The 21734-nt window shown below is 45.8% G+C and carries 24 protein-coding genes; 16 read left to right on the forward strand and 8 right to left on the reverse strand.

Annotated elements, in window-relative coordinates:
* Nucleotides 1-45: 45 nt before the first annotated feature.
* The 3 genes from BLR73_RS09350 to BLR73_RS09355 all read right to left on the reverse strand — a co-directional run bounded on the left by BLR73_RS09350 (nucleotide 46) and on the right by BLR73_RS09355 (nucleotide 1631).
* A complete protein-coding gene (locus tag BLR73_RS09350; protein ID WP_091861413.1) occupies nucleotides 46-663 on the reverse strand; it encodes a NapC/NirT family cytochrome c in 618 nt (205 codons plus the stop codon).
* A gap of 226 nt (nucleotides 664-889) precedes the next feature.
* Nucleotides 890-994: a smalltalk protein gene (locus BLR73_RS14365; protein WP_157054458.1), complete on the reverse strand. Its 105-nt coding sequence runs from the start codon at nucleotides 992-994 to the stop codon at nucleotides 890-892.
* 88 nt (nucleotides 995-1082) lie between these two features.
* Nucleotides 1083-1631, reverse strand: a complete 549-nt coding sequence (locus BLR73_RS09355; protein WP_073045524.1) for an HU family DNA-binding protein — start codon at nucleotides 1629-1631, stop codon at nucleotides 1083-1085.
* Nucleotides 1632-2574: 943 nt separating this feature from the next.
* Between BLR73_RS09355 and BLR73_RS09360 the strand changes: the two genes are divergently transcribed.
* Complete coding sequence (locus tag BLR73_RS09360; RefSeq protein ID WP_091861416.1) at nucleotides 2575-3705, forward strand: Fic family protein; 1131 nt, start codon at nucleotides 2575-2577, stop codon at nucleotides 3703-3705.
* Nucleotides 3706-3910: 205 nt separating this feature from the next.
* Here the strand turns inward: BLR73_RS09360 and BLR73_RS14170 are convergent, their stop codons facing one another.
* Complete coding sequence (locus tag BLR73_RS14170; protein ID WP_143010925.1) at nucleotides 3911-4183, reverse strand: hypothetical protein; 273 nt, start codon at nucleotides 4181-4183, stop codon at nucleotides 3911-3913.
* A 235-nt stretch (nucleotides 4184-4418) separates the two neighbouring features.
* Between BLR73_RS14170 and BLR73_RS09370 the strand changes: the two genes are divergently transcribed.
* From BLR73_RS09370 to BLR73_RS09440, 15 genes are all read left to right on the forward strand, one after another.
* Complete coding sequence (locus BLR73_RS09370; RefSeq protein ID WP_033151357.1) at nucleotides 4419-5312, forward strand: LysR family transcriptional regulator; 894 nt, start codon at nucleotides 4419-4421, stop codon at nucleotides 5310-5312.
* Nucleotides 5313-5391: 79 nt separating this feature from the next.
* Entirely contained in the window at nucleotides 5392-6423 is a 1032-nt protein-coding gene (locus BLR73_RS09375; protein WP_027455093.1) for a YeiH family protein, read from the forward strand.
* A 204-nt stretch (nucleotides 6424-6627) separates the two neighbouring features.
* Nucleotides 6628-6939, forward strand: coding sequence for a hypothetical protein (locus BLR73_RS14175; protein ID WP_139294829.1), 312 nt, complete (start codon nucleotides 6628-6630; stop codon nucleotides 6937-6939).
* 89 nt (nucleotides 6940-7028) lie between these two features.
* Nucleotides 7029-7259 carry a hypothetical protein gene (locus BLR73_RS14180; protein ID WP_143010926.1) on the forward strand — a complete coding sequence of 77 codons (231 nt, stop codon included), beginning with the start codon at nucleotides 7029-7031 and terminating at the stop codon, nucleotides 7257-7259.
* 1 nt (nucleotide 7260) lies between these two features.
* Complete coding sequence (locus BLR73_RS09385) at nucleotides 7261-8340, forward strand: competence protein CoiA family protein (protein WP_143010927.1); 1080 nt, start codon at nucleotides 7261-7263, stop codon at nucleotides 8338-8340.
* Between the two features lie 119 nt (nucleotides 8341-8459).
* Entirely contained in the window at nucleotides 8460-9065 is a 606-nt protein-coding gene (locus BLR73_RS09390) for an LPD3 domain-containing protein (protein WP_033149439.1), read from the forward strand.
* Between the two features lie 561 nt (nucleotides 9066-9626).
* Nucleotides 9627-10544, forward strand: a complete 918-nt coding sequence (locus BLR73_RS09400) for a hypothetical protein (RefSeq protein WP_091861428.1) — start codon at nucleotides 9627-9629, stop codon at nucleotides 10542-10544.
* A 199-nt stretch (nucleotides 10545-10743) separates the two neighbouring features.
* Nucleotides 10744-11397, forward strand: a complete 654-nt coding sequence (locus BLR73_RS09405) for a hypothetical protein (RefSeq protein ID WP_143010928.1) — start codon at nucleotides 10744-10746, stop codon at nucleotides 11395-11397.
* Nucleotides 11398-11558: 161 nt separating this feature from the next.
* Complete coding sequence (locus BLR73_RS09410) at nucleotides 11559-11927, forward strand: hypothetical protein (RefSeq protein ID WP_033151443.1); 369 nt, start codon at nucleotides 11559-11561, stop codon at nucleotides 11925-11927.
* 4 nt (nucleotides 11928-11931) lie between these two features.
* Nucleotides 11932-12189 carry a hypothetical protein gene (locus tag BLR73_RS09415; RefSeq protein WP_013064831.1) on the forward strand — a complete coding sequence of 86 codons (258 nt, stop codon included), beginning with the start codon at nucleotides 11932-11934 and terminating at the stop codon, nucleotides 12187-12189.
* A 56-nt stretch (nucleotides 12190-12245) separates the two neighbouring features.
* Nucleotides 12246-12560, forward strand: coding sequence for a hypothetical protein (locus BLR73_RS09420; protein ID WP_143010929.1), 315 nt, complete (start codon nucleotides 12246-12248; stop codon nucleotides 12558-12560).
* 17 nt (nucleotides 12561-12577) lie between these two features.
* Nucleotides 12578-13021 (forward strand): hypothetical protein, encoded by a 444-nt coding sequence (locus BLR73_RS09425; protein WP_033149432.1) that lies wholly within the window; start codon nucleotides 12578-12580, stop codon nucleotides 13019-13021.
* 13 nt (nucleotides 13022-13034) lie between these two features.
* The gene (locus BLR73_RS09430) at nucleotides 13035-15512 is read left to right on the forward strand and encodes a BT4734/BF3469 family protein (RefSeq protein ID WP_091861436.1); all 2478 of its coding nucleotides are present in this window, start codon (nucleotides 13035-13037) and stop codon (nucleotides 15510-15512) included.
* Nucleotides 15513-15595: 83 nt separating this feature from the next.
* On the forward strand, nucleotides 15596-16048 hold the full coding sequence (locus BLR73_RS09435) for a YcbK family protein (protein WP_091861441.1): 453 nt from the start codon (nucleotides 15596-15598) through the stop codon (nucleotides 16046-16048).
* Nucleotides 16049-16116: 68 nt separating this feature from the next.
* On the forward strand, nucleotides 16117-18078 hold the full coding sequence (locus BLR73_RS09440; RefSeq protein WP_233456464.1) for a heavy metal translocating P-type ATPase: 1962 nt from the start codon (nucleotides 16117-16119) through the stop codon (nucleotides 18076-18078).
* On the opposite strand, the gene BLR73_RS09445 is transcribed toward BLR73_RS09440, so the two are convergent.
* From BLR73_RS09445 to BLR73_RS09460, 4 genes are all read right to left on the reverse strand, one after another.
* Entirely contained in the window at nucleotides 18075-18794 is a 720-nt protein-coding gene (locus tag BLR73_RS09445; RefSeq protein WP_176763661.1) for a DUF2490 domain-containing protein, read from the reverse strand. The two genes, BLR73_RS09440 and BLR73_RS09445, sit on opposite strands and share 4 nt — an antisense overlap.
* Nucleotides 18787-19698 carry a VTC domain-containing protein gene (locus BLR73_RS09450; protein WP_091861447.1) on the reverse strand — a complete coding sequence of 304 codons (912 nt, stop codon included), beginning with the start codon at nucleotides 19696-19698 and terminating at the stop codon, nucleotides 18787-18789. The genes BLR73_RS09445 and BLR73_RS09450 overlap by 8 nt, the downstream gene beginning before the upstream one ends.
* 88 nt (nucleotides 19699-19786) lie before the next feature.
* A complete protein-coding gene (locus BLR73_RS09455; RefSeq protein ID WP_091861450.1) occupies nucleotides 19787-20758 on the reverse strand; it encodes a Gfo/Idh/MocA family protein in 972 nt (323 codons plus the stop codon).
* Nucleotides 20759-20915: 157 nt separating this feature from the next.
* Entirely contained in the window at nucleotides 20916-21698 is a 783-nt protein-coding gene (locus tag BLR73_RS09460; RefSeq protein ID WP_091861452.1) for a ZIP family metal transporter, read from the reverse strand.
* Nucleotides 21699-21734 lie beyond the last annotated feature (36 nt).

Below are 21734 nucleotides of genomic sequence, written 5' to 3' on the forward strand. Positions count from 1 at the left end.
TCCTTTTTTCAATTATCAATTTTCAATTATCAATTATCAATTGCCTTAGTCCATCATCTTCTGTAGCCACTCAGGTACTGGAGAGGGTGGCAGCGGCGTTACGCCTTCGGCATTTGGGGTGGCCATCAGCGAGTTCATGCCGCCATGGGGCACGTTGCGATGGCAGTCCCAACACACCTTGCCGCCTGTGGCCAGCTGCTGCATATAGCCCAAGCGTCCTGTCTTAACAAACTCGGTGTTTAGTTGGGTGTGGCAACGAATGCAGTTATCCATTACCACCTGCCCAGTCAGGGGCTCGGCCTTGATAGCCTGATGCTCCATGTGACCCACGAAATAAGCCGTGTGCTTCAAGCCGTCTACCGCCTTGAAACCATAATAAAAAGCTAAGTTCTGATGAGGCACATGACAATCGTTGCACGTAGCACCGTTTTTCTGGTTGTCGATACGTCCGTGCGAGGAGTGGCTCCATGTGGCGTAGTAAGGGGTCATAATGTGGCAGTTAACGCAGGCCGACGGGTTATCGCCTATAAAATAGGTATGCGCCCTAAGCAGATACATAAACAATCCGCCGAGGCCGCATACGACGCCCGCTATAACCAGCAAACCCACCTTCTGTCGATAAGATAGCCAGTCCTTAAACGCAAAGAAATCTTTCAGCTTCATTCGTTATTGGTATTTGGGGTGCAATATACGGAAAATATTCCAAACTGCCTAATTTTAGGACATAATAATTGTTAATCCGCCATTCTCTTCTCAAATCTGAACAGCCCGTCCTCCCTGATTTCATATAAAAAAATACCCTCAGGCTTCGATTTGAAACCTGAGGGTGATAGGATAGAGCCTGCTGCAGTATGCGTGGCGGGCCGCGCAAGTGCAGGTCCTTGGCTATCTACATGGCGCCCATGCAACTCGTGGCACCTAGGGCTGTTACAATCGCTGTAGCGATACTGGCAATCATCTGTACGATAAACTTTAATGTTTCTTTCTTTGTCATAGCTTTTAATGTTTAATGTTTAATGTTTAATGGTCAATGTTTAGTGGTTAATGGTCAATGGAATAGGGTGGGGCCTAAGCCCCAGCCCTTAGTCTCCGATAGGCTCGTGGCTTCCACCACCGCTATTGCCACCGCCGGTATTACCTCCGGTGTTTCCACCGGTATTGCCGCCCTGGCTGCTACCACCGCCGTTGGTGGTCTTCTCACCATCGCCGCTCAGCAGACTCTCGGCATTCACAAACTCGGCCTTCTTCAGGAACTCACGACTTGAGATGTTCATCTCCTGCTCCTGCTCAGGCATGAATCGGATGTGGAGAGCCTTCAGGTTCTTACCCACATTAAACTCCTCCTTCTTGGGAGCACCGCCGGGCTCATTCTCCAGGGTAGTGAAGAAGGTACCCAGTCCGTCGATCTTCACTCGCTTGCTCTCCAGCAGCATCTCCACCAGGCAGCTACGGAACTTCTCCAGCACACCAAATACTACATCCTGCGTATAAACGCTACCGTGCTCACTGATGTGCTTTGCCAGCTTGCGGGTGTTCAGGGTTTCAATACTCTTGCTGTGGGCGAACCACTTGCCAAATACCTGCGACTTATTGTTCTTGTTCTGTCGCAACTCATAAAAAATCTTTGCCATACTCTAATACTTTTTAATTTTAATGGTTAATACTAATGTTAATTACTCTCGTATGTCTCAATCCACGTGTGCACTTTGTTTCTTTTTGACGATGCAAAGGTACAAATAAAAATTTTACCCTCCAAACGTTTTTTGGACCTTGTTTTTTATTGTAAATTAATATTACTTCACAAATAATGTATCTATCAGCAATCCTCGAGATACAGCCAAGCTATCTAAAAGAAAGTTCGGCAGTTTTTACAAAAATCTCGTAAACTATCCACCAGATTCTGACGTACCACTCAAAATGCCCTGCTGGCGGGCTGGAATGGTACATTAGTTCATTAGTTCATTTTGTAAAGTTTAGTAGCGCATCTGTGGGCTCTTATTGCTTTATATAATTTATATATATTACAATATATATAAATTTAATATATAATATAGAATAAATATAGTCTCCACCTCCCGTTACCCTCTCTCGTTCTCCTGCTTGTATTTCTTCAGATTGGAAATGAACTAATGAACTAATGTACCATTGTGCATATAATTTGGTTTTAACATTAATTACACTTCTAAACCCGTAAAAATGGTCACAAAAATGGTCACAAAAATGGTCATGAGGGTGACCGGAAACCATCACAAAAACCACCTAAAATGAAGGTTTCTAAGTTCCCAGCTCCTATTGTAGGGAAGTACAAATCACGTTAGTGGTCAAGTTAGTGGTCAAGTTAGTGGTCAAGTTTGTCTGTTATTGAAGAATAACCGTCATTTGTGCCAAAACCTTTGGTGCTTACTGCATAGCTACTTCAGCTTTATCACATCTTTCCAGCGAGTGGTATAGCAGGGGCATCGGGGTGTTGCGTTGGCAAAGATATTACTTTTCTTCAATCCTGCAAGTTTTTGGGGTAAAACTTTTGGTGCTTCCAAATATTTGTGTTATCTTTGCAGTGTTAATAGTAAAGTTATGTCACAAGATAATAAGTACATAGACTTTGATGAGTATATCCGCCAAGGAGAGCCTGGTAAAAGGGAAAAGGCTGAGTATTGGCAGACTGCTATCGGACTTCAAGCTGTTGATGGTTTGAAGACGTCTGACTATCTTAAAGAAACGGCTCGCAAGCATATTGAGGGCGATATAGATATCGATCAGGCACGTGAGTTGATTAAGTCTTATTATCAGTCGAAATCGGTTCGTGAGCCAGACGACAATGAGAAACAGGAGGCAGATAAAGTATCTGCTAATATCACCAAGATTCTCTCGTCGGAAACTTTTGATTTTAGTTCGAATGGCATCATATCGCTGCATCGCAGAATTTTTGAGGGGGTGTTTAAGCATGCCGGCAAAGTGCGCGATTATAATATCACCAAGAAAGAGTGGGTGCTTGAGGGCGATACCGTGAACTACCTGAATTGGGAAGATTTGCAGCGTGCATTGGATTACGATCTTGAGCAGGAACGCAAGTTTAGTTATAAAGGCATTTCGCATGATGTGATGATTGCGCATATTGCCAGCTTTGTATCGGGCATTTGGCAGATTCATGCTTTTGGCGAGGGCAATACCCGTACCACGGCTGTGTTTACCATTCTTTATCTGCGACATATTGGCTTTAAGGTAAATAACGATATGTTTGCCAATCACTCGTGGTACTTCCGTAATGCTTTGGTACGTGCCAATTATAAAAATGCCGTAAAGGGTATCGATTATTCGCCTGTATATCTGGAGCGATTTTTCCGAAATCTTTTGCTTGACGAACAATGGGATTTGCGTAATCGCTATCTGCATATAAATCCCACCGAGGAGTGGAGCGTACAGCCTGACTTGACGGGAGGTACCCGACAAGTACCCGACAAGTACCCGACAAGTAATCCTAATATTGAACGTGTAGTGCTGGCTATTGGTGAACAACAAATGTCATTGAAGGAACTGATGGCTACTGTAGGATTGAATGACCGCGAACACTTTACATCGCACTATCTCAAACCATCGATAGATGCCGGTAATGTATGTCCGCTATATCCCAATACGCCTCGCCATCCCCGCCAGAAATACCTATTAACTCTCAAAGGGCTTGAGTTGTACAGTAAGTTGAAGTAGGTATAATTCTCAACTTCCTTGCAAGATACACAAGTTTTCACATGAAACTTTTGGCGATTTCGCTTAATTGCATTATATTTGCAACAAAAATGATTTGTTTTATGAGAAAGGTATTTTTATTGCTATTATTGACAATTCCTTTGTTTGGTTATTGCCAAGGGGAGACAGATAAGTATTATATTTATAATTCAAGTTTCGCAAGTTCCTAACTTGCCAGTTTTAACTGATAAAGTCCAACGAAATGACTGAGTTTGTCCGACCGATTCAAGAGCGTATCGAAGATTTCCTCATCCTCGATATTGAAGCACTCTGCAATCATGCGGACCATCTCAAGTATCATATCCCAGATTCTCTCAGTGAGAGTGAGCTCCACGCTGCCCTTGACAGCATCATTGAAGAGTCCGCCCACAGTCTCGTAGTCAGAGAAGCGCTTGGCGGTGGAGAGCAGATTGTACTGCATGGCCGTGATTACAGTCATGGCAATCTGCGAGGAGAAGTTCTTGGACGAGCCAAGCGGCAAAGCCGAGCGGCGCATCTGGTACTTTCCGAGTCCCAGGTTCTGCTTGCTCTCCTTGAATACGACTTCCAGAGACCAACGTCTGGAGTAAATCCTGTAGGCCTCGAAGAAATCGAGCTTGCGATTGGTGGTAATCCCTGTGCTCTTTTTTGCGACCTTATCTCAACAAATTTTTAACATGCGAAACTTGAATAATATGATAGATATTCGATTGAAGGTATTTCAGAGTGTGGCTCGAAACTTGAGCTTTACCAAGGCTTCTCAAGAGCTTTTTATCAGTCAGCCTGCCATCAGCAAGCATGTGCAGGAACTGGAAAAGGAGTATAATGTGCGACTTTTCGAGCGCTTGGGTAACAAAATTCAACTGACCAAGGCCGGTCAGTTGCTGCTAGATCATGCCAACAAGATTCTGAAGAATTACCAGAAACTAAATTACGACATGAATGCCCTGCAGCAGTATACCACAGGTGAGCTGCGTATTGGAGCAAGTACCACCATCTCGCAATATGTGGTTCCAGAGATGATTGCAGCTTTTCATCGCCAGTTTCCTGATGTGCGCATCTCCATGCTGAGTGGCAATAGCAGAGAAATAGAATATGCGCTCTCGTCAGACAGAATTGATATAGGTATGGTGGAGGGCGTGATACGTCAGCCACAACTGAAATATACATCCTTCATGGATGATGAACTGGTGGCTATCGTTCGCTCAGACAACACCCAACTGACGAAGGAAAGCATTTCGCTGGCAGAATTGAAATCTATCCCTATCGTGATCAGAGAGTTCGGCTCTGGTACTCTTGACGTGATACAACAAGCACTTAAGCGTCAGGGCATTAGCTTATCCGACCTGGACATAGAAATGAACTTCGGAACAACAGAGGGTATCAAGCATTATGTAGAGAAATCAGATGCGCTGGGCATCGTGAGCATACGCTCGGTCAACAAGGAAATATACAGCAATATCTTCCGCATAGTGGAGATAGATGGGATGAGCATCAATCGCAAATTATCTCTCGTGGAAAAGCAAGGCGAGACCTCTGAAATCGCTAAATCATTCAAGCGCTTTATAACTGCTGGTTATAAGGGATAGTTATTTTGTATGACCATATAGACTGTATTCTTCGTAACTTTTCGTACCTTTGCAGGCAAAAAAAACAAACGACAAAATTATGAAGATTTCAGAACAACGTGGCAGCATGCTCAATGGTGTGCTACTCATGGCACTCTTTGCTTGTGCCGCTTTTTACATTGGTGATATGCAGTTGGTCAAGGCGCTTAGCTTTAGTCCGCTGGTAGTAGGTATTATTCTTGGTATGCTGTATGCCAACAGTCTGCGCAATCAGTTGCCCGATGCATGGGTGCCAGGCATCGCTTTTACCGGCAAGAGAATCCTGCGATTTGGTATCATCCTCTATGGTTTCAAACTCTCGTTTCAGGATGTTATCGCAGTAGGACTGCCCGCCATCGTGGTAGATGCCATTGTGGTGACCTGTACCATCCTGCTGGGTGTGTTTATCGGTAGATTGCTCAAAATGGACCGTTCTATCGCCCTGCTTACAGCCTGTGGTAGTGCCATTTGTGGTGCAGCTGCAGTGATGGGTGTAGATGGCGCCATCAAGCCCAAACCTTATAAGACTGCTGTGGCCGTTGCTACGGTGGTGATATTTGGCACACTCTCTATGTTTGTTTACCCCATGCTGTATCGTGCAGGCGTATTTGATCTGCCAGCATCGCAGATGGGTATCTTTGCAGGTAGCACCATTCACGAGGTGGCTCATGTGGTGGGTGCTGGCAATGCGATGGGTGCCGATGTATCCGATAATGCCATCATCGTAAAAATGATACGCGTGATGATGCTTGTACCAGTATTGCTGGTCATCGCCTTCTTTGTGGCAAAAGATGTGGCAGGCAGAGAGGACGGCGAGAAAGGCAAGATCACCATCCCTTGGTTTGCTATTCTCTTCCTGGTGGTAATCGGATTCAATTCTCTCAACCTCTTGCCAGCCAGCGCAGTGGAATTTATCAATACGCTCGATACCTTCCTCCTCACCATGGCGATGACAGCCCTTGGTGCAGAGACCAGTATAGACAAATTCAAGAAGGCAGGTGCCAAGCCCTTCCTCCTGGCCTTCATCCTCTGGATATGGCTCATAGGTGGGGGTTACTGCATGGCAAAATACATGGTGCCTGCCATTATGTAGACTTCAGATTCTTGTCCACAAATACCATGGCGTTGCGCTCATCGGCTACGATACTGAGTCTTGTTCCAAAGCTGGAGCGAGACAGTGGCAAGGATTTTGCGTCAGTCATACGACTCATTGGAGATAAACCGATAGAACACGTCCTTCCTGCAGTCAAACAGACCGCATAGCGAGGACTTACCATAGTTATAGGCATTGCGAATCATGAAACAGGGAAACAACATCAACAGCCCAAGCACCTGCAGCTGCGTCAGCTTGCAGTTGCACCTGCTCTCGCTGCTGAAGAGCCGCTTTTCGGACAGCCGGAGGGCCTTTGTCATGTCTATTATCGCATTCATTGCACTCGTGGCATCATTTTCTTTGAAAAACTTGCCGATCTCTGAAAAAATGTTTGTACCTTTGTCGCTGAGCATGGGGTTTTGTACTTTATTGTTAGCACTTCAAAGTTACAAAATTTCTGCGACATACGGAAATCCCTGTGCTCTTTTTGGCGACCTTATCTCAACAAATTTTTAACATGCGAAACTTGAATTTATAATATTGTATCTTTCTACGGAGATTTTACAAATGAGGAATTTAAAGTCTTTTATGATGATGGAAATGAGGTGAAACGCCTTCGTGATGAGAATGGAGAAAAAGTCAAATTCTCTACTCCAGCTGGTGCCTTGATGTATTTCTTTTCGCAAGGATGGGAAATGTATTTGAATGGTGCTACGACTCATGGAGCTTCTTCAGGAGGAACAGGCTCTACATCTACAACTTCCTATTGGATTTTACGTAAACCCTGCACGAAAGAGGAATTTGATAAAGTGGTACAAAATAGTATAAAAAAGTGATTTGAAAAGGACCGCTTATGATAGAAAACTGCCGTATGCGCTTAATTCAAATAATGAGTTAGTAAGCATCTACAGCATAAAAGAACATGGATTGGCCTGTAATTGCCGGTGTCCTAAATGCAGGAAACCACTTGAAGCAAGAATAGGTACAGGTGCTCGTGCACCATATTTTGCTCATTCAAAGCATTCGAATTGCCATGGAGTTACTATGACAATTTTACATATGCTTTCAGAAAAAATCATTGAAGAGAATATGTCTGTAATGGCTCCGCAATATAAATCAGTTGCTCCTCGCAAACTAGAGTTTGTGGAAGTTGAAGTCGAAAGACGTGAGGATAGAATAGATATGCAACCTGACATTGTTGGTATCACAGCGGATGGCAAACGATGGGCAATAGAGATTAATAACACTCATGAGGTAAATGGAAGAAAGAGACAGAAAATAGTGGAATCTGGTATTACCTGCCTGGAAATTAATGTTAGTAAACAGGCGGTAGATAATCTTAAGGAATTCTTACTCTGCTCTCCTATGTGTCGTGATTGGATTAATAATCCTAATGATGAAGAATCTCTCCCTCAACCATCACCACAGGAAATTCCCGCTCAAGGGGAAAATAGACAAATGAGGTACGATTATTATTCTGGGCTTAAAGATGAGATGTACAAGTCGTTTCTAAATGACGAATACAGTGATTGTCAAACACCATTAAGCTATGGAAAAAGTATATTTTCAAAGGAGACGATGGCAGCATTACGAGTTGAAATTGACGAATCAGTTATGCGCATCCCTGATAATTGTAGCAGCCTTGACGAGTATTACGTGTTCATAAAGGATAAAAAGTATTTTATGTTTGACAGACAAAGGCACTTTATTATAGATGTCGTTTATAATTCTACGTGCGGTCAGCTGATAATATTTCATAAGAATAGTATTGGTGTTTCTTTTCACTACGCCACCTGTGTTTATATAGACAATGATAGTAGTGTGAAAGAACAAACATTTGTCTGTAGTAGTTATGATATCCCTAATATTCGTAAAGCAAAAGAGATAGAATGGGATCAGATGATGAAACAACTTTAAGTATTATATCAGCTTTTTGAATTTTGAAAAAAGTTGCGTTGAATGTTATTTCCCCATAAAACTTTTGGCGCTTACAAATATTTGTGTTATCTTTGCAAGCATATTTAGAAAACTGAAGAATGAACAACATAGAAACCAATAATGAAGAAACAGATTTGCTTTCTCTGCGAATAAAGAAACTCGCAGAGAGTCAAATAGTAATATCAACAGGAAAAGAGTACGAAGGTTTATATGAGTTGACTAACAAATCAGCTGAGAAGTATCTGAGGGCTAACATCAGAGGCAGTTATCTTAATGTTGATACTGGCGATTTGATTAAAGTGACTCGTAAGGGTGCTGAAAAGGTTACAAGGCATGATGCTGAAAATTTGGCTCACTTGAAGTCGTTGGCTCTTATACCAGAACTAATAAGGAAATCTATATTCATAGCAGAAGATCTGAATGAGAAAAACAAAAACGAGTATGATACCTTTAGATATTACGTTGTGGGGTTGAAAATGGAGGGCATAGATTATACTGTTAAACTGGCTATTGGTGTGAAAAATGGATGTACCTATTATGACCACGCATTAACACCTATAGAAATAAATAAACTCCTCAGAAGTATTGACGAGATAAAGCGCCCGTTTGCTTCCAAGGAGTCTTCTGATGACGGAGAACAAGTCTCCGATGTACTTTCTGAGTGCAAAGATAAGAGATTAATTTCAATTTTGCAAGCAAAATAGTATTTTTTTATACTTTTCTCTATCATAATTAGGGAAATGGCTTGTTATATCAGAGATAATTTAGAAAACATGTTGAACTTATTTTTTTTGCAGAGGAGGGCAAAGAGATGATGATTACATAAGATTTTCCGTTTAATATTTGGGCGGAAAGGATATTTGCATTATCTTTGAGCAATGCTCGAAGATAAGCTTCATCTCGGAAATGCAAAGAAAAACGTGTTTTCCTTTGGAATTTCACTCGATTTGCATTATCTTTGCACTCAGAAAAATCTTATTGGTTAGAAATAGAGCCGGGTTCTTCGTATTTCCGAATACCACGAATATTCTATTAATTAAGACGAACGAAGGCTACCAGTTCATATCTCAGCAGAGGTGTGACCATGGTGGTATTGTGTTCGTCGAGGTTCGTCGTGGTTCCTGGAAATCACTGTGCCATTTAATTGGTTGCCCTCTGTTTCTTTTGAATAAGATGTAATCCGCACCGCCTTGTTATGTTTGTGGCACCTGAAAGGGAGTCAGGAAGTTTACTAAATAAATACTATCATATAAACGAAAACCAAAATGAGGAAAACAAAATGGAGCTTAAAGTTGTACAAGCTCCAACTCTTAAGCACCGAGGGTACGTTGTTTGGTGGACCTGCAGGTGTAAAATTATTGAAACTGGTAGAACAAGCTATTGAAAACGACTATCGTAGAAAACGTTTTGATTTCAGGGATCCTGAAACGAACGAGAAATATACACGGAAATACTCGATAGTGCCCAAGGCGGGCGAAATAATGATAAGCGTGGGTCGTTATACAACACCTGATGACTATGCACAGATTTGTATCCAGGTGAGCGACAGGGTTGAGTTTCCATATCTGGCTTTGCTCGACTATAAACCGGCATTCAAGGATGCACGCACACTGTTGAAGGTGGTGAAAAGAGCCTTTAACAAGATACTGGTGGAGAAGGGGGTGAAGATGGATCTTGAACCTTGGGATATGGGCTACGACGAAGCGTTGAATATGATTGCAAGGAACTGCTATGAGTCGTTTCTATATGCCAAGCATCAGGATACACTGAACCCTTTTTTAGGAATGGGCTTTGAAGAATTGGCACCCGCATGTAAGAAACTTTTGGAGCAGAAGACGAAGAAAGTAAAGAAGATAAAGAAGCTGAAGATTGAATCGGTAAAGAAGTATCGCGACTATATAATAGCCACTGATGTGGATGCCGTGATGCAGATACTGCATAAGTTTACCGACGGAAAGCTGAGTTCGCAGGCGGTGATGATGGGACAACGAGCTCTTATAAAACTGAAAATGCTGAACGAACCCATACCGTACCAAGTGTTTGTTGATGAATTCGGTAGTGGGAAAGGGCGTGACAGTACGTCGTATTGTACGTATCGTGGCGCTAAATATAAGAAATACGATAATGATATCGACTTCTTAAATCTCTGTCGCCAACTGGAGAAATTTGCACTCATTGCATGACTAATGAACTCGGAATTTTCAGAATTTTCGGAATTTTTCGAATTTTCAGAATTTATTTTGAGACCACTTCCGAAATTCGGAATTGGTCTCTTTTTTATGTTCAAAAACACATATATTTGCACCCGCTAAAATTAAATATATTATTAACTCTGAGGGAGGGATTAGGCCTAAGACTGAACTCATAACTCTAAAAAAGATTATGAGAAAAGAACAAGAAGTTCAGTACATCTGGCATGATGGTGTAAGGATTCGCGAGGATCAGTTGGTAACAATGGCTATGGGTGCAGGTAGTTACGCATTAGCCGAACATTACGTGTGTTCGCTGTTGGCGCATGGATGTGCGCATGGACTTGCGTACCTTATTAATAAGGCTAACGAGATACGTGAGTACTATCAGGTGCGTAAGTATCCTGTGCCAAGTATGGATGAGGATAGAGTTACGCCTTTTACCAAGTGTCATGTAAGCATTGAGGATCAAGTTCGAAAGAAGTATCTACATATGTCGCCGAATGAACGCATAGAGCTGCTTAGTGCTTGTCTGAGCTCGTTACGTGTCAATTACCCCAAGCTATTTAGATTTAAGAATCAATGGCAGGCAATCTATCTGGTTATGCGTGATAGGTTGGATTACGGATTACTGCAGTGCAACTTTCTGTCAATCGCCATCAGCGCTACACCCGATGATTGGCCAATCAACCTGCAGATAAACGAAAATGTTATCAAAAACTTTGGACGTGTAATGGTTATATCGGATGATGAGGCTTATTACGAACTTAAGTATAACCCCATGGGTGACCTGTGCGACACGTTCTGGAATATAATAAAGTGCGAAATAATAGGCTATGAGGCCTAAAAAATACGGAAAAAATACGCATTAGTAAGAAATAATACGGAAAAAATACGGGAAAAATACGGAAATACGGAATCAACCCGAGAGTAATGCTTAATGATCTACCTTTGCATCGTCGATAAGCGACAAAGGTAGATTTTTAAGTATTAAAAAAATAAGAAAAAATGAAGAAAGTGAAAACAGTATTGAACCCTTGTGGTTTGCGAGTAAAGAAGTGCTGTGCCAGTTGTATCAACAAGTTAGTAGATAACGATGGCATGAGGTTGTGCCCCATCCATGATACGTTTGTAGAATCGAACCATGTGTGCAATCAGTGGAAGATGGATTACAACACATCACAGGCAGGCGTGTGCCGAGGGCGCGTTCACAAAAAGGAATATCTGATGTTTGCACTGGCCATCCGATTAGGTGAGGGTGTTGAGGCATTGAAAGCCAAAAAGCAAGGCAAACCTGAGCCTGAGTCAAGAACAATCGAGAGCATCAGACGTGAGTATGAAACGGATTATGGTACCACAATTTTACTGGATATATAATATAATGGCAGAGGAATACTTACTTTACGATGTAGATGGTACAGCTGCAAAAGTAATGCGCTATGTAAAGCATAGAATAAGTAGTGGCTTGTATGAATACTTGTTGCAAATTCTGTTGCCTTATTCAAGCAGGGTTCAGCAGGATATGGCAGAAAACATAGTAGATTATGTGAATGATGTGCCAGTGCAGGATATTGGCTATCAGAGCGCAGACGAGGCGCTGGCATACTGCTACCGACTGATTGATGAAGAGATTTATTAAACAATAGTAACTAACCGAGTCAATGGGCCCAACGACTCACTAAAAACTTAAGAATTATGCGAAAATACATTGAGATTAACGAAGAGGTGCTTAAAAGCATCATGGAAGGAAAGTTTGTGCAAGGCTCATTGCACTATAACGAGCAGGCCAAGCGTATCGACTTTAATCACTATAAGCGTAAGAAACGCTTAAAGGATAAGGTTATTGCTATTCTGGAGCACGGCTGGCTGAAAGAGAGCCCTAAGAGAGTGAAGTATTACATCTCGCTGAAGAAATCCATCGGCACAGCCCGAATGATCAGCGCTATGGAGCGCGAGCAGCGCGAGGCCAGCAGCCACCTGATGGATCGTGAGATTGTAGATAGAGTTTAACTTAAAAATTGGAATATATGGAAAAGAAACTGTATAAAGAAGTAAAGAAACTTGGATACAAGGTAATTGACTTTTATTGTCATTGGAGTTTCTATCGTCGTAAGAAAGATAAGTCGATTATGCTGACTGCCCGTAAAGGTGACCTGTTGGCACGCGACATCTTTAGACTGATAATTGGCAATGTTGAGCCAGATGCTGAAGGCCTGGTAATAGCCATGATTGGCATTATGCAGAGCTATAATTACCTGAAACTTGCGTTGCCTATGACTACTGGCAAGGAGGCACAGAAGCTGATAGAAGATTTTGATAAATTATTCTATGGTGATTCATGGCGATGGGTAAAGCACGACCACATGCAGATAGGTTATGATTTCTTTTTTGGTGGTCACAAAGTTGATGGCGACAGATTTAAAGAAACAATCGACAATATGCTTGCCCACGAAGATAGTAATAACGAATAAAAAAGGAGGTTGAATGAGTTTTTGTTATCAGAAGAATTACAGTAATCCTACTTTGCCCGTTGACGAAGCGCAGTTTTATGCGCTCGTCAGGGCAGGGAAATGGAACGAAAACATTGATAAGTTCAGAGAAACGGGCGATGCCAGTCTGAAGCGTAAACTGCCTGCGTTTATCTTCCAGGCTACGTTTGATGCAACAACATCGAAGGCTGGTAAAACAGGTGCCTGGCGCAAACAGGCTGCCACCCTGTTAACGGGACTTGTGGTAATGGATATCGATCACGTGGAAGCCCCCAAAGGGGTGTTCGACAAATGGGGATTAGGCACGGATGAACACGGCTTTATAAATAAAGACGCGGCTAGGAGAATACTTTTGGTGTATATCACACCCAGCGGTAAGGGATTGAAAGTTGTGTTTAAGGCTGATGCTGCGGTAGGTAATCTCATCGACAACCAGCACCGGATGGCTGAAATCCTGGGTGTTGAGGTTGACGAAAGTTGCAAGGACGCATCACGCATGTCGTTCATCTGCAAGGAATCGGATATATTATACATTGATAAAGAACTGTTTACGTATGAGAACAAAGAATTTGCCGAGAAATACAATGCTGAGTATAGGGCTGGTCACAGTGGTGTTACTCAAACTGTTACTTTGGCCCACCGCACTGATAAACAGACAGCTGAGCAGAGTGGGAACCTGGATAATCATGAAGTGGAAATAAAGTGGAGGGATTATGATATACAGTGTATTATTGATAAGCGCTATAGCGCAAAGCTGCCCTGTGCAGCCGATAGTAACCGACACAACGAGAGTCTTAAACTGGCAAGCGACCTGCTGGTACTGTTTGATGGCGACCGAAAGCTGGTGCAGCGGATACTTGAACGACAATCATGGGTGCAGGAGATTATCGAGGAGCGCGACGAGAACGTGGCACAGACGGTGGCATCGGCAGCAGAACGCATGGCGGATCGCGAAAAGAAGTACCTTACCCAATGTCCTTCAAAGGCTATGCAAGAGGCAATTAGCCAAGCGTGCGGCCAGTCATGGAAACAGATTACACAGGGCGAAACGACAGACACCGCCACCATAGGTGAGGAAGAGATTGAGCAGTGGCTCTGGGATTGGGGTGAGAAGATTGAGGCACTGTTTCCTTACTATCCTGCGCTGCAGGATGCCTGCAAGGGGCTTAAGCGCAATCAGTACCCTGCGGCCTTGATAGTATCTGGAGCCCTGATGATGACGCTGATGACACGCTGCACGTACCGCTTCTATCATCGTCCCTCAAAACTACGACGACTGAATGCATCGGCATTGATTATCGGCGATCCTGCTAGTGGTAAATCGTTCGCCACCCGTTTGTACGAGTTCCTGGCCGCCCCCATCGTGGCAGCCGATAAAGCAGGTAAGGACACCATTAATCGCTATCGAGAGGAGATGAAAACCAAGGGCGCCAACAAAGAGAAACCCAAGAAACCTAAGGTAGTGGTGCGTGTACACCCCTCGCGAACCAGTAACGCCCAGTTTATCCAAGACATGGTAAACGCCGTGGAGAATGTGGATGGCACGGATATGCAGCTGCACATGCTCACGTTTGATACCGAGCTGGATAATACCCTGAGTGTACAGAAGGGTGGCAGCTGGATTGACAAGCAGAACCTGGAGCTGAAAGCTTTCCACAACGAGGAGGACGGACAGGCTTACTCGAACATGGACTCGATTATGCAGGATTTTAACGTGACTTGGAACTACGTTTATACCGGTACGCCCATCGCCTTGAAAAAGAAGGTGAACGAACAGAACTTCGGTAGTGGATTGGCAACCCGATTAACCTGCATCCCCCTGCCCAGCACGCACTTTGAAATGATGGACCTGGACGAGGAGGTGGATGAGGACAGCGACAACCGCCTGCTGGAATGGGCCAAGAAGCTGGATAAGACCAAGGGCGAACTATCCATTAAGCGCATCGTTCGAACGATGTACGACTGGACGGCACGCCGCATGGCCGATGCCAAGGACAATGAGAGCAAGGCCGATGAGATGCTGTTGAAGCGTTGTGCCTACCATGGCATTAACTACTCGGCTCCCTTTATTGTGATGCGCCACTGGGGTGACTTGCACCAAGAGGGTGATTACTGGTGTGGTGAGTTTGAAACTGACGAGATCGACGACCAGTTGGCTGAGTTGATTGTAAACATCCAGTTTGCCTGTCAGCGCCACTACTTCGGATCATTAGCTGAGAAGTATTTCGACGACAAGTTGCGTGATGCATCAACCAATCGTCGTCACCGTCAACGAACCATCGAGGACTTTAATAGATTACCTGAGGAATTCTCGATCGACGATGTGGCGAATAGCTTACACCTTTGCATTAGTTCGGCTCGAACTCGCGTAAAGCGTTTGCTAAAAGATGGTGCCGTGGTGAAGTGTGGTGAATATGTTGAGAATGGTGCGTGCAAGCATCGCTACAAGAAAAAAGCCGTGCTTGTATTCTAAGAGTGGTACATTAGTTCATTGGTTCAAATGAACAATGTAAAAATTGAAAAATGTAAGAATGTAAAAATGTAAAAATTAAGAGAATGGAACAGATAGTACAGTTAAACAGTAAAGCAAACCTCTCCGAGCATTTTGTGCTCGGGGAGTTCACCAGGAGTAAGTATCCTGAGGTGTATAACATTCCCAGTCATGAGGCGATTGCAAACCTGAAAAGGCTATGCCAATGGCTGGAGGTATTAAGGGAAAGGTCCTCACAATCTATTATCATCAACTCAGGGTACAGATCGCCTCAACTTAATAGAAAGGTTGGCGGGGCGGCGAACAGTAATCATCTTACAGGCTGTGCGGTGGATATACGTACTTCGGGCTATGAACAAGCGATAGTTTATGCGGCCATCCTGATTAATTATGCCAAAGAGTCGCAGCAGGAGTTTGACGAATTGTTGATAGAACGTAATAGATATGGGGCTGTGTGGGTACATTTTGCGGTGCGGCCCAAGGACAATCGGCATAGGGTAATCTTTATCAATGCGTAAGTTTGCAACTTGGTTGCAGAAAATACTGCGTACCTTTGCACCCAGAAACAATAAAAAGGATTAAGAATATGGAAAAGAATTGCGAATATTGCGGTGTACATGCACATCATGATGAGCATCATGAGCACGAGCATCATCATGAGCACGAGCACCACCACGAGCATAACACTCGTGAACAATTGAGGCTGATTATTATCACAGCCGTGCTGCTGATTGGAGCGGTAATAGTAGAACACCAGTTTGCACTCGAAACCTGGCAGCTGCTGTTGGTGTATCTGGTACCTTATATCATAATAGGTCATGATACCTTGAAGGAGGCGGCTGAGGGTTTGCTGGAGGGCGAGCCGTTTAACGAGCACTTCCTGATGAGTATTGCTACCATCGGCGCCTTGTGTATAGGTTTTCTGCCAGGGGCTGAAACACAGTTCCCCGAGGCGGTGTTTGTGATGCTGTTTTTCCAGGTGGGTGAGCTGTTTGAGGGTTATGCTGAAGGTAAGAGCCGCGACAGCATTGCGCACCTGATGGAGATAAAACCCGACTATGCCACACTGTGGAGTAAGGACGAAGGAGGAAGGAGTAAGGAGATGACAGTAGCGCCCGACGAGGTGAAGGTGGGCGATACGATTATTATTAAGCCGGGTGAGAGAGTGCCCTTGGATGGTGTGATTATCGACGGTACGAGTGCGCTGAATACGGTGGCGCTGACAGGCGAATCGTTGCCCCGCGATGTGGCCGAGGACGACGAGGTGATATCGGGATGCGTAAACCTGAGTGGCGTGCTGCGTGTACGTGTGACCAAACCCTACGGTGAGAGTACAGTATCGAAAATCATCAAGCTGGTTGAGGATGCCGGCGAACATAAGTCGCAAAGCGAAACCTTTATTACCCGCTTTGCCCGCATCTACACACCTATCGTGGTGTTTGCCGCCATCGCCCTGGCCGTTGTGCCTACACTGCTGGGTGGGGCATTCAGCACCTGGTTGTACAGAGCGCTGATGTTCCTGGTGGTATCGTGCCCCTGTGCGCTGGTAATCAGCGTGCCGCTGACATTCTTCGGTGGTATCGGCGGTGCCTCGCGCCGTGGAATATTAATCAAGGGTGCGAACTACATGGATGTGCTGGCGAAGGTGCGTACGGTGGTGTTTGACAAGACGGGTACGCTCACTCACGGCAAATTTGCCGTAACGGCCGTGCATCCAGATGCTATCGACGATCACCAGTTGCTGCACCTGGCGGCTCATGTGGAGCACTTTTCTACTCATCCCATTGGTGCGGCCCTGCGTGATGCATTCCCCGATGAGGCTACGGATGGCTGCGAGGTGAGCGATGTGCGCGAGATGGCCGGACAGGGCATCATAGCCAAGGTGGGCGATCGCGAGGTGGCTGTAGGTAACACCAAACTGATGGATGCCATCGGTGCCAAGTGGCACGACTGTCACCATACGGGTACGATTATCCACGTGGCCATTAACGGTACCTATGCGGGTCATATTGTGATTAACGACCAGATAAAAGCGGATAGTGCCGAGGCGATTGCTGCCCTGCATACACTGGGTGTGAACCGTACGGTGATGCTGACTGGCGACCGCCAGGAGGTGGCCGATAACGTGGCCAAGCAGTTAGGACTGACCGAATACCATGCCGAGTTGATGCCTGCTGATAAGGTTGCCCATGTTGAGCAGCTGATGGGGGATGGGCTTGCCTTTGTAGGCGATGGCATTAACGATGCGCCTGTATTGGCGCGTGCCGATATAGGTATTGCTATGGGCGGACTGGGCAGCGATGCGGCCATAGAGGCTGCCGACGTGGTGCTGATGGACGATAAGCCATCGAAGATAGCAACGGCCATCGGTATAGCCCGCAGAACACTGGCCATCGCCCGACAGAATGTATGGCTGGCCATCGGTATTAAGTTGGCTGTGCTGGTTCTGGCTGCCTTTGGTGTGGCAACCATGTGGATGGCCGTGTTTGCCGATGTAGGCGTAACGGTGCTGGCCGTGCTGAATGCGATGCGTACCCTGCGCGCTTAGAACTTATACGTGTATCCCAAACCCAGGATGTGACGGTTGCCGTCGGTATCATCCTGGCCAAAGGGATGCTGGTACATGTATTTGATATCGAATGCGTGCTGCTTGTTCAGGCGTAACTCGGTACCTACGGCATAGCGAATCTTATCCCATCCGTTTGACATGTAGGTTTCGACATTGGCATAGGGGCGGAACAGGTTGCCAAGCTTATATTTGGCCTGCAGGCGGTTACGCCACACGTTCTTGCCTTTGCCACTGTAGGTATGCTCGTCGGCCTCGGTGCCATTAGCGGTGTAGTAGCGCTGCACGGTGGTTTCGGGGGTATAGGTGTACTGCCAGCGCTCGCGTAGCGACAGGGTAAGGTTGCCAAACGACTGACTGGCTGTGGCCGATACGTTGAAACGGTGGCGCAGACCCCAGTAGTCGGCGTATTTCTTGCCGCTATCATTCAGCTTGTAATAATGATCGTTTAATAATGAGTAGCCTGCCGAAAGCTTGAGCCAGTTGGTGAGTTTGTAGTTAGCATCAACACCGAAGCTCCAGCGGTCGGCAGTCTTCATGTTGTCACGATTACGGTACTCCACACCTGCATCCAGGCTCCACTTCTTACTCAGTTTCTTCTCCAGGTTTACTTCGCTCCACAGGCCAAAGTCGTCGCTCTGGGCCATAGTTGGCATGCTACCCATTAACAGCAGCGCTGCCACATAATACTTACACATTTGCATACTCTGAGTTTTTAATCTTTAGTTTGTTGTCAATCTCCTTATCGCCATCGCCCTGGTAGTACACCCGCAGCACGGCCATATCGTGCAGAAAGTCGATGGCACCCACCTTTACATCGGTTACGGCGATGCCCAGGCGCAGTTCCAGATCGGCTATCAGTTCCCGGCGTTTCTCGGGCTTAATGAGTTCGATGCGGTCGTACTGTACCAACTTGGAGTTTTCGATCTTCAGGTAGCGCTCTAACAGCGTGATGGCCAGCACGGTAATCACATCTATCACCACCAGCTCCATCACGGGGGTGCCAATCAGTCGCCCGTTGACATCGATACCCAGCGAGTCGGCCATGTGTTTGTTAACACCGCTGATAAGGTTATGAAAGCACAGCTGCTGGTCGATGGTAAGGCGTTCGGTCTTGGCTTTGTTGACGAGAGTGATGCGACGGAAATGATTGTTGAGTGCCGGTTGCAAGGTATCGACATCGTAGCGCAGATGCTGGCCGAGAAACAGGCGGCACTGTTGCTCGGTAACATCCATATTGCTTACCTCTATACGTTTTTTCTTGGTGCGCCCGTGATTGTTTTTGGTCTTAACCTCCATAAACTGCAAACCACTTACGCAGTAGGTGCGGAACCGTATCTTCTGTCGGTTGGTATGGTTCCACTGGTGCTGGTTGTACATGTCGAAGTTGTAGGTATCAAAGTACGTGGTGTCGTACTCCGGATTTCGTTCGCCATCTATCTCCTGCACATCATAATCGGCTTGTGCCATCTGCAGCAGCAGGCGCAGCTTAGCCATGTTTGTAACAAACTTGGTATCGGTGCGATTCATGAGCTTTACGCTGCTCATCTGCTCGAGTGTGATAGGGGCAAAGGTGCCCAGTATGTTGTTGATTGTTGTCATAAGCGGTGGCAAAAGTAATGCATTTGCCCTTATCCGCCTAATTTAATCAACCAAGCGCTTAAGTTCTTCAGCGAACCCGAGAATGCTGTCAGTTGTCCATCGGATAGCGCACGCCCCATTTACGGCGTAGCTCGTCCATCAGTTGCATCACGTAGAGTGTTTCGGCATGTGGCATCTCGCGGGGTTCAGTCAGCTTGTCGATGAGTGCCTGTCGGCAAGCCAGGAACTGGTATTCGTAGCCTGTTATCTGCTGTGGTACGTGGATGGTTTCAACAAACGTACGGTCGGGACCGTTGAGGGTTATCGTTTGGGGGTTGTTGATGTTGTCGATGATGATGTTGCCCTGGGTGCCTGCTATCACACCGATATTGTCGCCCACGCATTGGGCCGACGACTGCACGTTGGCCAGGATGCCATCCTTGAGAATGATGGTGATGGCGTTCGTCAGGTCCATCCCTGTATCGCTCTTCACGCAGTGGCCGTCGATACTTTCGATATCGGCATCGCAGAACATGCGTACAAAGTTAAGGGCATACACGCCCAGGTCGAGTAGGGCACCGCCGCAAAGGTCGGGGCGCATGATGCGAGGCTTGTTACCCATCGAATAGCCAAGGGTGGCTGTCACCATTCGGGGCTGTCCGATACGTCCGTCGGCCATCAGTTTCCTCACGATGCCCACGGCAGGCTGGTAGCGTGTCCAGATGGCTTCGGCTAAGAACACTTGCTTTTCGTGTGCCAATCGGATGATATCTTGTGCTTGGGTGGCATTGGCCATGAATGCCTTCTCAACCAAGCAGGGCTTGCCTGCCATGATGGCCTGGCGCGTTACATCGTAATGGTGCGAGTGCGGGGTGCCGATATACACCAGGTCGATATCCTTATCGGCTATCAACTCAGTATAACTGCCGTAAGCTTTGGGGATGTTCCACTTGGCAGCAAAAGCGTCTGCCGTTTCCTGTTGGCGTGAGCCCACCGCATAGGCCTCACAGTTGTCCAGTCCGTTTAAGGTGATGGCTGCCTTCTCAGCAATCCATCCTGTTCCGATAATACCTACTTTCATCTTATCCTTTAGTTTGGTTTTTATGCCGACAAATATACGCAAAAAATCCCAAAGCACGATGATTGTACCTTGGGATTTATAGTTTTTTGGATGTTTTTTATTTGCTTGTGCCCCATACCTCGTCGGCAATCTCCTTTACCAAATAAATAACCGTAAGCTATCCCATCACCACATCCAGCACCATCATCAGCACAAAACCAATGGCAAAACCGATGGTGCTGAGGTTGGAGTGCTGACCGCTTGAGGCTTCGGGGATAAGCTCCTCTACTACCACATAGAACATGGCGCCTGCGGCAAAGGCCAGCATATAGGGCATCGTGGGCATGAGTAGCGATGCCAGCAACAACACGGCAATGGCACCGATGGGCTCAACGGCTCCACTCAACGAGCCTATCAGGAACGATCGCCACTTACTGTTGCCTGCTGCACGCATAGGCATAGAGATGATGGCACCTTCGGGCACATTCTGGATGGCGATACCCAATGATACGGCTACCGCACTGGCCAGCGAGATACTGGTGGTGCCACTGTCGGCTCCAGCAAACACCACACCCACAGCCATTCCTTCAGGCAGGTTGTGGATGGTTACTGCCAGGGCCAGCATGGCCGTCTTCGACAGATGCGAGCGCATACCCTCGGGCTTGTCGGTGCCTATGTGCAAGTGTGGCGTCAGTTCGTCGATAAGCAGCAGGAATCCCATACCCAACAGGAATCCTACAGCTGCAGGCATCACACTCCACTTGTCGTTATCGGCTCCCATCTCCATCGCCGGAATCAGCAGCGACCATACCGATGCCGCTACCATCACACCCGAAGCAAATCCCAACAAGGATTTCTGCAGTCTGTCCGACATTTCGCCCTTCATAAAGAACACAAAAGCCGAACCGAGCATGGTGCCCAGCAGCGGAATAAGCAATCCTATGATTAATGTTGTAGTCATAACGCTGGCAAATATAAACAAAAAATCCCAAAGCAG

Source organism: Prevotella sp. khp1, assembly GCF_900102205.1.
Taxonomy (GTDB): Bacteria; Bacteroidota; Bacteroidia; order Bacteroidales; family Bacteroidaceae; genus Prevotella; species Prevotella ruminicola.